Source organism: Lysobacter brunescens (assembly GCF_042677005.1).
Taxonomy (GTDB): Bacteria; Pseudomonadota; Gammaproteobacteria; order Xanthomonadales; family Xanthomonadaceae; genus Lysobacter_I; species Lysobacter_I brunescens.
The window spans coordinates 17400-32184 of the sequence record NZ_JBHTIF010000006.1; the positions used below are offsets into that span (position 1 = coordinate 17400).

The window sequence follows — 14785 nt, forward strand, 5'->3', positions numbered from 1 at the left end:
GCGATCGTCGCCGCGAATTACGCGAACTGCTTCAGGAAGCGCACGTCGTTGTCGAAGAAGTTGCGCAGGTCGTTCACGCCGTAGCGCAGCATCGTGAAACGCTCGACGCCGAGGCCGAAGGCGAAGCCGGTGTAGCGCTCGGGATCGATGCCGACGCTGCGCAGCACGTTCGGGTGGACCATGCCGCAGCCGAGCACTTCCAGCCAGCGCGTCGAACCGTCGGGCTGCTGCCAGGCGATGTCGACTTCGGCCGAGGGCTCGGTGAAGGGGAAGTAGCTCGGGCGGAAGCGCATCTCGAAGTCGCGCTCGAAGAAGGCGCGGACGAATTCGGCGAGCGTGCCCTTGAGGTCGGCGAAGCTGGCGTGCTCGTCGACGAGCAGCCCTTCGACCTGGTGGAACATCGGCGTGTGCGTCTGGTCGCTGTCGCTGCGATAGACCTTGCCGGCGGCGATCATGCGCAGCGGCGGCTTCTGGTCGAGCATGTAGCGCACCTGGCAGCCCGAGGTATGCGTGCGCAGGAGGCGGCCGTCGTTGAAATAGAAGGTGTCGTGCATGGCGCGCGCCGGATGGTGCGGCGGGAAGTTCAGCGCCTCGAAGTTGTGCCAGTCGTCCTCGATCTCGGGGCCGTCGGCGAGTTCGTAGCCGAGCCGGCCGAAGATCTCGGTGATGCGCTCCAGCGTGCGCGTGACCGGATGCAGGCCGCCGCGTGCGGCATCGCGGCCCGGCAGGGTCACGTCGATGGTTTCGCTGGCGAGGCGCGCTTCGAGCACCGCCTCGTCGATCGCGGCCTTGCGTGCGGCAAGCGCGTCGCCGAGACCGTCGCGCACGCGGTTGATCGCCTCGCCCGCGGCCTTGCGCTGGTCGGCCGGCAATGCGCCGAGCGATTTCATCAATGCCGACACGCTGCCGCTCTTGCCGAACAGCGCGACGCGCAGGGCTTCCAGCGCCTCGGGAGTCTCGGCGGCGGCGATGTCCGCCAGCGCCGTGGTCGAAAGATGTTCCAGATCGCTCATGTCGACGGTTCCGTCTTTTCGTGTGCCGCAAAAACGAACATGGGGAAGGACTTGCGCCCTTCCCCATGCATGGTTCGATGTCCTTCGCACCGAGCCTGCACGGGAAGTGCGGGCTCGGAGGGGAATCAGTTATGCCGCGAGCGCGCTCTTCGCCTTTTCAGCCAGCGCGGTAAAGCCCTTCGCGTCGTGCACGGCGATGTCGGCCAGCACCTTGCGGTCGAGGGTGATACCGGCCTTGAGCAGGCCGTTGATGAAGCGGCTGTAGCTGATGCCGTTGCTGCGGGCGGCCGCGTTGATACGGGCGATCCACAGGGTGCGGAAATTGCGCTTCTTCTGCTTGCGGCCGATGTAGGCGTACTGCAGGGCCTTCGTGACCGCCTGCTTGGCGACGCGGAAGACTTTGCGGCGGGCGTTGTAGTAGCCCTTGGCCTGCTTCAGGATTTTCTTGTGGCGGCGACGCGCCGTAACACCACGTTTAACTCGTGCCATTGTTCAGTCTCCTCACAAATACGGAAGCATGCGATCCAGACGGCCTGCGTCCTCGGCACGAACGTGGTTCGTCTGCCGCAGGTTGCGCTTCCGCTTGGTCGCTTTCTTGGTGAGGATGTGGCTCTTGTTGGCGTGGCCGCACTTGTACTTGCCGGAAGCGGTCTTCCGGAAGCGCTTGGCCGCCGCCCGATTGGTCTTGATCTTGGGCATTGGAAAGTCCTGGGGTCTGATCGAGTACTGGCGTGGGCGGCAGCCGAAACTGCTCTTTCCGTCCTGCCCTGCCGGTTTTAGGTCGTTGATCCGCAAGGAAATTTCCTGGCGGTCCGACGACGGGTCCGTACCGAAGTCACGCGAGTGACGCGGGTGTTGCGTGCAGCATCCCGGCAAACCGGGCCGCGCATTATGCCCGGCCCCGCCCGGCGATGCAAACCGGACTGGAGCCAATTTCCATGGAAATCATGGATTTGCCCGAACGCGTCCGACCGGATCAGCGGGCGCGGGCAACCTGCGGTTCCTGCGCGGGCATGGCCTGCGGCTGCCCGGCCTGCGCCAGCGCCTGCTCGCTGCTGCGTTCCAGCGGCTGTTCGCGGGCGGTTGCGACGTCGACATGGGCAACGCGCTGGGTTTCCGGCTGGTGGCCCTGCACCGCGAACGCGCGACGGCCGTCCTCGCCGAACACGACATGGTCGACCCGCTGCAGACCGCCGCGCTGGGCCTCCACGGCCAGGGCGCCGGCCAGTCGCTCGGTCTGCACGCCGTCGAGGCCGCGCGCCGAGGCCTGCGGCTGCAGGGCGCCCAGCGACTGCCGGTACAGCGGGTTCGCCGGATGGGCCGGTTGGTCCATCCGAGCGCCGCGGGTTTCGAAGTCCTTGCCGAAAACCTTCTCCTGCGCCTCGATCACCGCGTCGATGTAGTGCATCTCGACGCCGTGCTTCACCGATTTCACCGGATTGAGCTTCTGCCAGAAGCCCAGGGGGTCCGGGTCCGGCAATTCGATCTTGTGGCCGACCGCATCCGGCATGAGGTGGCGGATGATCGGCTTGTGTTCCTGCAGCTCGGTCAGGATCTCGTTCTGCACGGCGTAGCGGCGGACGAGTCCGCCCTGCTCCGCTTCGCGCTTGACCGCATCCGCGTCCAGGCCGACGCGTTCGAGGGTCTTGTCGTGCACGCCCGCCGCATTGAAGGTGACGGCCGGGGTGTCGGTCGCGACGGCGGCCGCCGCAGCCAGCCCGCCACCCAGCGAATGCCCGGTGATGACCATGTCCTGGCCGAAGGCGACCTTGGCCTGGCGGGCCAGCGCCATCGCCTGGTTGTACTGCGAGGTCTCGAAGCCCAGGCCCTGGCCGAAGTTGGTCAGCCAGTCCTTGCCCTCGTCGGTGCCGCTGTAGGCCAGCACGTGGCGGCCCTGGCCGTCGCCGTAGATCACGGCCATGAACCCGCTGCTCTGGTTCTTCAGCAGGGTCGGATCGATGCCGTGGCGGCGCAGTTCGTCCTCGCCCAGCGGCTTCCACTGGCCGACGCCCTCCTGCCGGCCGTTGCGGTCGTAGTCGTAGACGTCGCGCATGAGCTTGGCGAGCGTCATGTCCACCGGCAGCGCAGACTGCCCGCGCACCTCATCGGCGAAGGTCGGTCGCTGTGTCTGGCCGCCCAAGCGGTCCGGATCGATCCGTGCATTCATCCCTGCCACTCTCCCCATCTTAGTCCCGGTGTGCCCGGGAGACGCCGGCCGCTCGGGCCGGCACGTCAAGAAATCCCTCGCGCGATCAGCGCGCGCCCTCCAGCGGAATGCCGCGCTGCGCCAGCCATGCCTCGACCGCCTCGCGGCGCTTGCGCGTCTCGGCGTTGAGCAGGGCGGCGCGGGTCATGAACAGGTAGCGCTGGAACGTCGCACCCTGTGCGTTGCGGGCGTTCGGGTCGGCGCCGGCATCGAGCAGGTCGAGCGCGCGCGCCGGCTCGTTGATCTGGCCGGCGACGTGCAGCGGCGTGTTGCCGAGGCGGTCGGCCAGGTTCGGGTCGGCGCCGGCGGCGAGCAGCGCACGGAACTGGGCCTCGCGCTCGCCCATCAGCGCGGCGCGCAGCGGACCGGCGCCGGACTCGGGATTGCGCACGTTCGGGTCGGCGCCGCGCGCCAGCAGCTCGGCGAGATAGGCCGGGTCGTTGGCCATCGCCGCCATGTGGACGACGGTCTCGCCGTCGACGCCGGGCTGTTTCGGGTCGGCGCCGGCATCGAGCAGCGCCTTCAGGCTGTCCAGGCGCTGGTTGAGCAGGGCCCACTGCAGCAGGGTCACCTGCTTGTTGCCGCGTGCGGCGAGGTCGGTGGCGGGCGCGAGCGTGCGGATGCGGGCGAGGTCGCCCTCGGCGATGGCCTCGGCCAGGGCCGCGACCGCCGGGTCGGGAAAGACCTGATTCGGCGACACGCGGTGGATTTCTGCGGTTGCGGGCATTGCGGACTTCTCCTTGGCGCAAGCGGTACAGGCGACGCAGGTGGCGATGAGCAGCAGGATGGCGGGAGCCGCCGGCCCGGCGGTCAGACGGTCCAGCCGCATCGCTCACCTCGGGACACATTGAACGCATCGATGGGTGCATCGTGCCGGCAAGCCATGACCGCCACAAGGCAGGGCATGTCGGTGATGGCGCGGTCAGTGGTGGCGCGCATGGACCTGCTGGACCTCGTCCTGCACGCGCTCCTGAGGCTGCAGGGCATGCAGTTCGGCCGATCGCCGGCTGCTGTCCTCCAGCGTTGTCTGGCGCGCAACCCCGACATCGACCGCTTCGGAGACGCGGGCCGCCGGATCAGGGACGCGTCCCTGCACGGCGAACAAGGTGTTGCCATTGTCGGCGGGCACGAGCGCATCGATCCGTTCCAGCCCCCGCGACTGCGCGGCCACGGTCAGCGCGCCGGCGATGCGTTCGCTGTCGCGGTCACCGGGCAGATGGTCGCGCACCTGGGTCAGCGCCTGGGTGTACATGCCGTGCATCGGATGCCGTTCGTCGCTGAGCAGGGGGTCGCGCGGCGCGAGATCGCGGAATGCCTGCGCGAAGCGTCCGTGCAGCAGGGTGTCGTCGAACAGGGGCGAACGGAACATGCCAAGCCCCATCGGCATGTGACCGAACGCATGCGATGACGCCTGCTGCTGGACGGGCCCGACGGACAATCCCTGCAACTGCGAGACGTACGGCAACACCCCGCCGTCCATCGTGTGCAGCTTGACGCTGCCCAGGCCCTCCTGCGGCGTCAGCTCGTGGCGCTTGCCCATGGCGGTAGGCACCCGGGTGGTCATGCCGTCGATGCCGAGCTGGTCGATGACTTCCTGCGGCTCGCCGTATTCGCCGAGCGAACTGCCGCGCAGCACCGACTTCATCCACTCGCCGGTGTTGAATTCGCGTCCCTGCACGCTGTCGAGGATCTCGCCGCGGGTGACCACGCTGGTCATCAGCTGCGGCGCACGCTCGCGGACGCGCTCGGGATCGAGCTGGAACCCGCGAAGCGTCTCGTCGTGCAGGCCGGCCGAATTGAAGGTCATGCCATGGTTGCCGAACATCGCGCTGACCAGCTGTGCCTGGCCACCGCCCTTGGAGTGGCCCGTCACCATCAGCTGGTCGCGACCGATCGCTTCGTTGCAGAGGTTGCCGAGGGCGACCGCATCCTTGTGCTGCTGGCTTTCGATGCCCAGGCCCTGTTTGAGGTTGGTCACCCAGTCCTGGCCAGACTGACGGACATCATCCACCTTCAGCGCGTATTCGTGCCCGCGCAGCATGCCGAGCATGTCGGATTCGATGTCCAGGCCGCTGGGACCGTCGAACGGCCGCGTTTCCACGCGCACGCTGGGATTGACCGTGCCCCGGAACGACAGCACGTGCTGGCCGCTGTCGTTGGCGTACAGCTCGGCCTGCATGCCGCTCTTGGTGTGCATGGCCTGCGGATCGATGCCCTTTTCGCGCAGTTCCTCTTCCCCGAGGCGGCGGAAGCCGGTCGACGATGGCGTCTCGCCCGGCGCGCGGTAGACGTCCTTGGCCAGTTCGGCCATGGTCTGGGCCGGCACCTGCGGCGGCGGCTCGGGCTGCGGCCTCGGGACGTGGGCACGCACCAGGTTCCTGAAATATTCCATCGATGATTCCTCCCTCGGTCGGATCCGCTCGGAGCGGCGTCAATGCAGGTCGATCGGGATCTGGCGCGCGACCATCCATTCCAGGACGTCTTCCCAGCGACGACTGCCTTCGGCATCCATCATGTCGAGCCGCACCTTGAACAGATAGCGCTGGAAGGTGGCGCCCTGGCGGTTGCGCAGGGCTGGATCGGCGCCCGCCTCCAGCAATTCGAACACCCGGGCCGGTGCGTTGATCATGGCCGCGACATGCAGCGGCGTGTTGCCGCCGGCATCGGCATGGTCCAGATCGATGCCGGGCGTCGCCAGCAGACGATGGAACTGGCGCTCGCGGCCGTTCATCAGCGCCTCGCACAGCGGCACCGCGCCGGTGTGCGCGTTGACGACATTGGGATTGACCGACAGCGCGAGCAGGGTGTCCAGCCAGACCGGATCTTCGGCCATCGTGGCCAGGTGGACGACGGTGTCCCCGTCCAGGCCGGACTGCGCGGGATCGGCACCGGCTTCGATGAGCGCGCGGATGGCGTCGGCGTTGCGCTGCAGAAGCGCCCATTGCAGCAGGGTCACTTTGCGATCGCCGCAGGCCCGGAGGTCCGCCCGGGAGGCCAGGGCTCGGACGTTCGCGTTGTCGTGCACGCGGATCGCCTCGGCCAGCGCGGCGACGACGGGATCCTCGAAGACATCGCCGCCCTGCGGGCTGGCGGTCGCGATCTGCGGTTCGATCATGCGTGCTCCTTGCGCGCCGGTCGGTCAGTGCCGGTCATTGGAGCATACCCCGAAGTACGTGGATCGATCCTGACCGGGTTCGCATCCGGCCGCCGCAAGGCCAAGGGCGCGCCCATACGAACGCTGCCCGGGGGCAAGGCCACCGGGCAGCGTCGGACATCTCGGGAAACGCTTACTTCTTCTTCGGCGCGATCATCATCACCATCTGCCGGCCTTCGAGGCGCGGGCGCGATTCGATGACGATGTCCTCGCCGAGATCGGCTTCGATCCGGTTGGCCATCTCGCGACCGAGCTCCATGTGGCTCATCTCGCGGCCACGGAAGCGGATGTTGACCTTGATCTTGTCGCCTTCGGCCAGGAATTCGCGCATCTTGCGCAGCTTGATCTGGTAGTCGCCTTCGTCCGTGACCGGACGGAACTTGACTTCCTTGATCTCGACGATCTTCTGCTTCTTTTTGGCAGCAGACGCCTTCTTCTGCGTTTCGAATTTGAACTTGCCGAAATCCATGATCCTGCAGACCGGCGGATCGGCGTTCGGCTGGATCTCGACAAGGTCGAGACCTTCGTCCTCGGCCTTGGCCAACGCTTCATCACGCGACAGGACGCCGATCATCTCGCCGTCGCTGCCGATCACGCGGACGCGCGGAACGCGGATCTCGTGATTCTTGCGGTTCTGCTTTTCCTGAGGGGTACTGATGTTGCGATCTCCGAAGAGGGATGTGAGCCGGCGGACTGGGCATCCGCCGGTGTTGGATCACGCTGCCGACGACTCGGCCGCCACGCGGGCGACGAAGTCGGCGACGGTCATGTTGCCGAAATCTTCCCCCGAGCGCGAGCGCACCGACACTACGCCGTGTTCCTTCTCGCGGTCCCCGACCACGAGCAGGTACGGCACCCGCTGCAGCGTGTGCTCGCGAATCTTAAAGCCGATTTTCTCGTTGCGCAAATCGGCCGAGACCCGGAGACCTTGATTCATAAGGGATTTCCGGACCTCGTCGACATAGTCGGCCTGGGCGTCCGTGATGTTCATCACGACCGCCTGGATCGGGGCCAGCCAGGCGGGCATATGCCCGGCGTGGTGTTCGATCAGGATGCCGATGAAGCGCTCCATCGAGCCGACGATGGCGCGGTGCAGCATGACCGGGTGGCGGCGCTGGCTGCTGGCGTCCACGTATTCGGCGCCGAGGCGGCCCGGCATCATGAAATCGACCTGCATGGTGCCGAGCTGCCAGGTGCGGCCGATGGCGTCCTTGAGGTGGTATTCGATCTTCGGGCCGTAGAAGGCGCCCTCGCCCGGCAGCTCCTCCCATTGCACGCCGGCGGCGCCGAGGGCCGACCGCAGGGCGTTCTCGGCCTTGTCCCAGGTGGCGTCGTCGCCGAGGCGCGATTCCGGGCGCAGGGCGATCTTGATCTGAACGTCCTCGAAGCCGAAATGGCCGTAGACCTTGAGCGCCTGCTCGTGGAAGGCGCGGACCTCGGACTCGATCTGGTCTTCGGTGCAGAAGATGTGGCCGTCGTCCTGGGTGAAGCCACGCACGCGGAGGATGCCGTGCAGCGCGCCCGAGGGCTCGTTGCGATGACAGGCGCCGAACTCGCCGTAGCGGATCGGCAGGTCGCGGTAGCTGTGCAGGCCCTGGTTGAAGACCTGGACGTGGCCCGGGCAGTTCATCGGCTTCAGCGCATAGGTGCGCTTTTCCGACTCGGTGAAGAACATGTTGTCCTTGTAGTTGTCCCAGTGGCCGGACTTCTGCCAAAGGGTCACGTCGAGGATCTGCGGGCAGCGCACTTCCTGGTAGCCGCTGTCGCGGTAGACCTTGCGCATGTACTGCTCGACGACCTGCCAGATCGCCCAGCCCTTGGGATGCCAGAAGATCAGGCCGGGGCCTTCTTCCTGCAGGTGGAACAGGTCCTGGGCCTTGGCAATCTTGCGGTGGTCGCGCTTCTCGGCCTCTTCGAGCTGATGCAGGTAGGCCTTGAGGTCCTTGTCGTTGAGCCAGGCCGTGCCGTAGATGCGGCTGAGCATCTGGTTGTTGGAATCACCGCGCCAGTAGGCGCCGGCGACCTTCATCAGCTTGAACGCGCGAAGCTTGTCGGTGGCGGGCACGTGCGGGCCGCGGCAGAGATCGGTGAATTCGCCCTGCGTGTACAGGGACAGATCCTCGTTCGCCGGAATGCTTTCGATGATCTCGGCCTTGTAGTGCTCGCCCAGGCCCTTGAAGTAGGCCACGGCGTCGTCGCGCGACTTCACGCTGCGACTGACCGCATGCGCTTCCTTGACGATCTTCTGCATCTCGGCCTCGATCGCCGGCAGGTCTTCCGGCGTGAACGGGCGCTCGTAGGCGAAGTCGTAGTAGAAGCCGTTGTCGATCACCGGGCCGATGGTGACCTGCGCGCCGGGGAACAGGCGCTGCACGGCCTGGGCCAGCAGGTGGGCGGTGGAGTGGCGGAGGATGTCCAGCGCCTCGGGGGATTTCTCGGTGACGATGGCCAGCTCGGCATCCTGTTCGATGCGGAAACTGGTGTCGACGAGCCTGCCGTCGACCTTGCCGGCCAGCGCGGCCTTGGCCAGGCCGGCGCCGATGGAGGCGGCGACATCGCCGACGGTAGGAGCGGATTCGAACTCGCGGCGGCTGCCGTCGGGGAGCGTGATGGCGATCATGGGGTGTCTTGTCGTGGATGCGCGGCCGGCACCCGGTGGGCGCGCGGCGGAAGTGAGGCAACAAAAAAGCGCCCCGAAGGCGCTCTCGCGGTGTCGCGGGCCTCGGGCGGGGTCGTCAGGGGTGGCGGGTAGTGCTCATGTCGCACGCTCGACGGCCGTTTCCGGGCGTCACCTGGGTCAGTTCGCGGTGCCCGCACCTTAGCGCTGGGATGGACGGGATGTCAACGAAATCCGGGGCTTGCGGGCATGTGCCGAGACGCTTCCGACCTGAGTCGCATTCCACCCACGGGGCCGCAGTCCTACACTCGGGTGCACTACACTCGACCTCCCCCTCGGCATGGACCCGCGATGTCCCAGAGCATCCACGACTTCCACGACGACCCGCGCAATGCCGGCATCCGGATCTGGATCAACGGCGCGCTCAAGCCCAGGGCCGAGGCCACGGTGTCGGTATTCGACAGTGGCTTCGTGCTCGGCGACGGGGTCTGGGAAGGGCTGCGGGTGATCGGCGGGCATCCGGTGTTCCTCGATGAGCACCTGGATCGGCTGTACGAGGGCGCAAAGGCGATCGCGCTGGACATCGGCCTGGATCGCGCGACGCTGACCCGGGCGTTGTACGACACGCTTGCCGCGAACGACATGCACGACGGCGTGCACATGCGCCTGATGGTGTCGCGCGGCGTGAAGCGCACGCCCTACCAGGATCCGCGCGTGACCGTGGGCCCGGCGACGGTGGTGATCATTCCCGAGTTCAAGGTCGCCAAGCCCGAGACCCTGGCGAAGGGCCTGCGCCTGTTCACCGTGCACGTGCGCCGCGGCTTCCCGGACGTGCAGGATCCGAAGCTCAACAGCCACAGCAAGCTCAACTGCATCACGGCCTGCATCCAGGCGACGGAGGCCGGCGCCGACGAGGCGCTGATGCTCGATCCGCACGGCTTCGTGGCGACCTGCAATTCGACGCATTTCTTCATCGTGCGCAAGGGCGAGGTGTGGACCTCGACCGGCGACTACTGCCTCGGCGGGATCACCCGCGCGAACGTCCTGCGCGCCTGCCGCGAGGCCGGCATTCCCTGCTTCGAAAAGAACTTCAGCCTGACCCAGGTCTATTCCGCCGACGAAGCCTTCACCACCGGCACCTTCGCCGGCCTGGCGCCGGTACGCAGCATCGACGGCCGGACCATCGGTGAGGTTGGCGACGGCCCCCTGCCCGGCCCGATGGTGACGCGCCTGCAGGGACTGTACCGCGAGCTGGTCGCGCGCGACGTGGCCTTCCGCGCGGGAGTGCGCCTCGCATGAGCATCCGCATGTTCGAGCCGCCGGTCCGCGACACCCTGCGCATCGCGATGTGGAGCGGGCCGCGCAACATCTCGACCGCGATGATGCGCGCCTGGGAAAACCGCGACGACTGCGCGGTGAGCGACGAACCGCTGTATGCGGCCTACCTCGCCGAGACCGGCATCGACCACCCGGGTCGCGACGAGGTGCTGGCCGCCGGCGAGACCGACTGGCGCAAGGTCACCCGCGACCTGCTCGGGCCCGCACCCGGCCACAAGCCGGTGTGGTACCAGAAACACATGACCCACCACCTGCTGCCGCAGATGGACCGGCAGTGGATGCTCGGCCTGCGCAACGTGCTGCTGATCCGCGATCCGGCGGAAGTGGTGGCGTCCTACGTGCGTTCGCGCGCGGCCGTCGCGCCCGAGGACATCGGCCTGCAGCAGCAGGGCGAGCTGTTCGACTGGCTGTGCGACCAGCTGGGCGAAGCGCCTGCGGTGATCGATGCGGGCGATTTCCTGCGCGCGCCGGAATCGCATCTGCGCCTGCTCTGCGCGCGGTTGGGCATCGCCTTCACCCCGCGCATGTTGTCGTGGCCGGCCGGCCCGCGCGACAGCGACGGCGTGTGGGCGAAGTACTGGTACGACGTGGTCTGGAAATCGACCGGCTTCGAACCCTGGCGCCCGCGCGGAGACACGTTGACCGGCGACGCGCTGGCGGCGGCGGAAGCGTGCCGGCCTGTGTACGAGCGGCTGCGCAGCTATCGCATGCGGGTGGCCTGAGGCCGCCCCCTCGTCCACGCCACCGCCGGCGTAGAGCACGCGCGCCGGCACCGGGCTCAGAGCTGCGACTTGAACGGCAGGACCAGCGCTTCGAGGACCTTCTCGCGCAGTGGACGCGCGCGCCACATGTCCCAGGTGTATCTCACTGCGTGCGCCAGGTCGTCCTCGAAGACGGCCGTCATGCGCAGCGCGAACGCGCGGTCGTAGACGTTCATGCTGGCCTCGTCGTTGAGGCGGAACGAGCGCACATCGAAATTGGTGGATCCGACCGAAACCATCGTGCGGTCCACGACCAGCAGCTTGTTGTGCATCATCGTCGGCTGGTACTCGTATACCTCGACGCCACCACGCAGCAGTTCGCCCCAGTGCGCCCTGGACGCCAGCCGCACCGTGGCCGAATCGATATGCCTGCCGGGCAAGAGCACGCGAACCCGGACACCGCGCCTGCAGGCGGCCAGCAGCGCCTGCAGGATGAGCGCGTCGGGCACGAAATACGCCGCCTCCAAGTCGATGCTCTCGGCCGATGCGGCGATCGACATCAGGTACATCAAGTGCATGCTCTCGCTGCCGCCTGCGGGCGAAGCGATGAACATGTGCGCATCCATGTCGCCGGCCGGCGGGATCGACGGGAAATGTCCGGGCCCGTTCAACACCTTGCCGGTGGACTTGATCCAGTTGTCGTTGAACGCGGCCTGGAACTGCGCGACCACCGGCCCGTCGACCCGGAAGTGCATGTCGCGCCAGTGGTCCGCATCCTGGGCATGGCCGTTCCACTGGTCGGCGATGCCCACGCCGCCGGTGAAGCCGAGCTTGCCGTCGATCACCAGGATCTTGCGATGGGTGCGGTTGTTGATGCGGCCCAGGTTGTACCACTTCAGCGGCCGGTACTTTTCGACCTGCGCACCGGCCTCCGTCATCTGTCGCAACAGTGCGTCGTCCATCTTCACGCTGCCCAGCCAATCGAGCAGCACGCTCACCTGCACGCCAGCCCGTGCGCGCTCGGACAAGGCGTCCGCGAACTGCCTGCCGACGTCGCCGGACCAGTAGATGTAGGTCTCGAAGTTGATCGAACGCTCGGCCGCGCGAATCGCGTCGAGCATGGCGGGAAAGATGTCGTCGCCGTTCTGCAGGTCCCGCACGTGGTTGCCCGGCAGCAGGCCGGGGCCCAGCATCACGCTCATCTCGCGCCGGAACTGCGGATCGCGCACGGTGGACCCGTGCTCGATCCTGCGCTCGAGCTTCTTTTCCGGCGTCGCGAAGTTCATCGCGACCACGATCGCGACCAGCGTCAGCAGCGACGTGACGAGGATGATCGACATGGGCCAGGGGCTCCGGATCGGTGGACGCACCCCACTTCCCACCTGGAGAAGCGGGGCGCCGGTTCAGGCGAGGGAGCGCAGCTTCGGCTCGCGCTTCCACTGCCGGGTCCTGGCCAAGGCGAGGAACGCGCGCACGTCGTCGGGCATCACGACGCCGGCATCGGGCTTGATGCCACCCGCCTTGAGGATCGCGCGCGTTCCCTCGCAGGCGGCGATGGCCTTGAGATGACCGAAGGCATCGCGGAACCAGTCGACCGCACCGGCGTCCTTCGCCAGTCGCGCGCCTTCCTCCGGCGCGAGGATGCTCGCGACTGCGTCGAACAGCGCCGACGGTGTGCCGGCCAGCTGCCCGTCGACGTCGAGAGGACGGCCATCGGCCGCGATCACGCTGAGCCTGGGTGCGACCAGCTTGACCTGCGCGCCCGCCTTCCTTGCCGCCGTTCGCAGCGCATCCACGGCTTTCATGTCCGTGCCTTCCGACACGAGGATGCCGATGCATCGCCCCTGCAGCGTGTCCTTCATGCGATCGATGATCCGCAGGGCCGGAGACGGGGCCAGGTCCAGCACCGGCGATACCGGCATTGGCGCAGGCGGCAGGGACGTCATGCCGAGGCCATCCGCCACCCGCGAGGCCAGGTCGGCATCGATGTTGCGCAGATGGCCGACCACGGCATCGCGCACGTGCGCGGCCTGCACCTTGGACAGCTCGAAGACCAGCGCGGACGCGAGATGCGCCTGCTCCAGCAGGCCCTGGCTGCGGAAGAACATGCGCGCCTGGCTGTAGTGGTCGCTGAAGCTGGCGGGACGGAGGCGTTCCTTGCCGCCATCGCCCGGAATTTCGGCGAAATGACGGAAGCCGCGTTCGCGGCTGGCGCGCGGCGATTCCGGATCGAGGCTGGAGGGCTCGTAGGCGACGCGTCCGCGCGGCACCGCCATCTGCATGTGCCCGTCGCGCTGGTGGTTGGCGAACGGGCATTTCGGCGCATTGATCGGAAGCTGGTGGAAATTCGGGCCGCCCAAGCGCGACAGTTGGGTGTCGAGGTACGAATGCAGGCGTCCCTGCAGCAGCGGATCGTTCGACAGGTCGATGCCGGGCACCAGGTTCGCCGGGCAGAAGGCGACCTGCTCGGTTTCGGCGAAGAGATTGTCGGGGTTGCGGTCCAGCACCATGCGCCCGATCACCTTCAGCGGCACCAGTTCCTCCGGGATCAGCTTGGTCGGATCCAGGTGATCGAACGGGAACGCCTCGGCCTCGTCCTCGGTGAACAGTTGCACGGCCAGCTCCCACTCCGGGAAATCCCCGGCATCGATCGCCTCCCACAGGTCGCGACGATGGAAATCGTTGTCGGCGGCCTGCAGTTTCAGCGCTTCGTCCCAGAGCGTCGACTGCAGGCCGAGCTTCGGCCGCCAGTGGAACTTGACGAAGGTGGAGGCGCCCTTGTCGTCGAGCAGGCGGAACGAGTGCACGCCGAAGCCTTCCATCATGCGCAGGCTGCGGGGCAGCGTGCGGTCGCTCATCGCCCACATGACCATGTGCATGGTTTCGGGCATCAGCGACACGAAATCCCAGAACGTGTCGTGCGCGCTGCCGGCCTGCGGCCAGCCGCGATCGGGCTCCATCTTCACCGCGTGGACGAGGTCGGGGAATTTCATCGCGTCCTGGATGAAAAACACCGGGATGTTGTTGCCCACCAGGTCCCAATTGCCTTGCTGCGTGTAGAACTTCACCGCGAATCCGCGCACATCGCGCGGCGTGTCGACCGAGCCCGCGCCGCCCGCCACCGTGGAAAAGCGGCAGAACACCGGTGTGCGGACGCCCTTCTCGGTGAGGATGCGCGCAGTGGTGCATTTCTCTAGCGAATGAGTCAGTTCGAAGTAGCCGTGCGCGGCGCTGCCGCGCGCATGCACGATGCGCTCCGGAATGCGTTCGTGGTCGAAGTGGGTGATCTTCTCGCGCAGGATGAAATCCTCGAGCAGCGTCGGGCCACGCGAGAAGGGCCGCAACGAGTTCTGGTTGTCCGCCACGGGAATGCCCTGGGCCGTGGTCATGAGCGGATGGGCGCCTCGGGCCTGCCGCTGCAGTTCGCCGCCATTGCCGCGCTCGTCTTCGCCTGCTCCGTGCGCGCGTCCCGCCGGCCTGGTTCTCTGCTTCGCGATGTCGTTCGCGCGTCCCGATGCGGTGGACCGCGCTGCCGGACGATCGCCGGATGATTTCCTCGTGGCCATGATGTTCTCCTCGGATTGGGTCGATGCATGCGGATTGCATGACGTGCCGCCGCGATCGTTCCTTTTGCAACGAGGTTCGTGCAGGATGCACGAAAACCCCATGAAACAGACGGTTTCATGCACCGCACGATCGGTTTTCGACGGCATCCACCGAGAGTGCAGGCTTTCCGGTTGAATTGGTAGCGGAATG

Annotated in this window: 13 protein-coding genes; 2 read left to right on the forward strand and 11 right to left on the reverse strand. The window is 67.1% G+C overall.

Annotation, left to right across the window (positions count from 1 at the left end; translation table 11 throughout):
• Positions 1-17: 17 nt before the first annotated feature.
• The 9 genes from pheS to thrS form a co-directional block, all read right to left on the reverse strand.
• A complete protein-coding gene (pheS, locus tag ACFQ0E_RS18240) occupies positions 18-1013 on the reverse strand; it encodes a phenylalanine--tRNA ligase subunit alpha (protein WP_386826303.1) in 996 nt (331 codons plus the stop codon).
• Positions 1014-1142: 129 nt separating this feature from the next.
• Positions 1143-1502, reverse strand: coding sequence for a 50S ribosomal protein L20 (gene rplT / locus ACFQ0E_RS18245; RefSeq protein WP_137851956.1), 360 nt, complete (start codon positions 1500-1502; stop codon positions 1143-1145).
• Positions 1503-1514: 12 nt separating this feature from the next.
• Positions 1515-1712 (reverse strand): 50S ribosomal protein L35, encoded by a 198-nt coding sequence (gene rpmI / locus ACFQ0E_RS18250; RefSeq protein ID WP_027083463.1) that lies wholly within the window; start codon positions 1710-1712, stop codon positions 1515-1517.
• Between the two features lie 277 nt (positions 1713-1989).
• Positions 1990-3180 (reverse strand): XVIPCD domain-containing protein, encoded by a 1191-nt coding sequence (locus ACFQ0E_RS18255; protein WP_386826306.1) that lies wholly within the window; start codon positions 3178-3180, stop codon positions 1990-1992.
• An 85-nt stretch (positions 3181-3265) separates the two neighbouring features.
• Complete coding sequence (locus ACFQ0E_RS18260; RefSeq protein ID WP_386826308.1) at positions 3266-4048, reverse strand: ankyrin repeat domain-containing protein; 783 nt, start codon at positions 4046-4048, stop codon at positions 3266-3268.
• Positions 4049-4141: 93 nt separating this feature from the next.
• A complete protein-coding gene (locus tag ACFQ0E_RS18265; protein WP_386826310.1) occupies positions 4142-5611 on the reverse strand; it encodes an XVIPCD domain-containing protein in 1470 nt (489 codons plus the stop codon).
• A gap of 39 nt (positions 5612-5650) precedes the next feature.
• Complete coding sequence (locus tag ACFQ0E_RS18270) at positions 5651-6334, reverse strand: ankyrin repeat domain-containing protein (protein ID WP_386826312.1); 684 nt, start codon at positions 6332-6334, stop codon at positions 5651-5653.
• 172 nt (positions 6335-6506) lie between these two features.
• Positions 6507-7031: a translation initiation factor IF-3 gene (gene infC / locus ACFQ0E_RS18275; RefSeq protein WP_386826465.1), complete on the reverse strand. Its 525-nt coding sequence runs from the start codon at positions 7029-7031 to the stop codon at positions 6507-6509.
• A 57-nt stretch (positions 7032-7088) separates the two neighbouring features.
• Complete coding sequence (thrS, locus tag ACFQ0E_RS18280) at positions 7089-8993, reverse strand: threonine--tRNA ligase (RefSeq protein ID WP_386826314.1); 1905 nt, start codon at positions 8991-8993, stop codon at positions 7089-7091.
• A gap of 348 nt (positions 8994-9341) precedes the next feature.
• Between thrS and ACFQ0E_RS18285 the strand changes: the two genes are divergently transcribed.
• Positions 9342-10289, forward strand: a complete 948-nt coding sequence (locus tag ACFQ0E_RS18285) for an aminotransferase class IV (protein ID WP_386826316.1) — start codon at positions 9342-9344, stop codon at positions 10287-10289.
• Positions 10286-11050, forward strand: a complete 765-nt coding sequence (locus ACFQ0E_RS18290; protein ID WP_386826318.1) for a sulfotransferase-like domain-containing protein — start codon at positions 10286-10288, stop codon at positions 11048-11050. Before ACFQ0E_RS18285 ends, ACFQ0E_RS18290 begins: the two co-directional genes overlap by 4 nt.
• A 56-nt stretch (positions 11051-11106) precedes the next feature.
• Here ACFQ0E_RS18290 and ACFQ0E_RS18295 read toward each other — a convergent pair whose 3' ends face one another.
• Positions 11107-12369 carry a phospholipase D-like domain-containing protein gene (locus ACFQ0E_RS18295; protein ID WP_386826320.1) on the reverse strand — a complete coding sequence of 421 codons (1263 nt, stop codon included), beginning with the start codon at positions 12367-12369 and terminating at the stop codon, positions 11107-11109.
• Positions 12370-12432: 63 nt separating this feature from the next.
• Positions 12433-14418, reverse strand: a complete 1986-nt coding sequence (locus ACFQ0E_RS18300) for a catalase (protein ID WP_386826322.1) — start codon at positions 14416-14418, stop codon at positions 12433-12435.
• Positions 14419-14785: the final 367 nt, after the last annotated feature.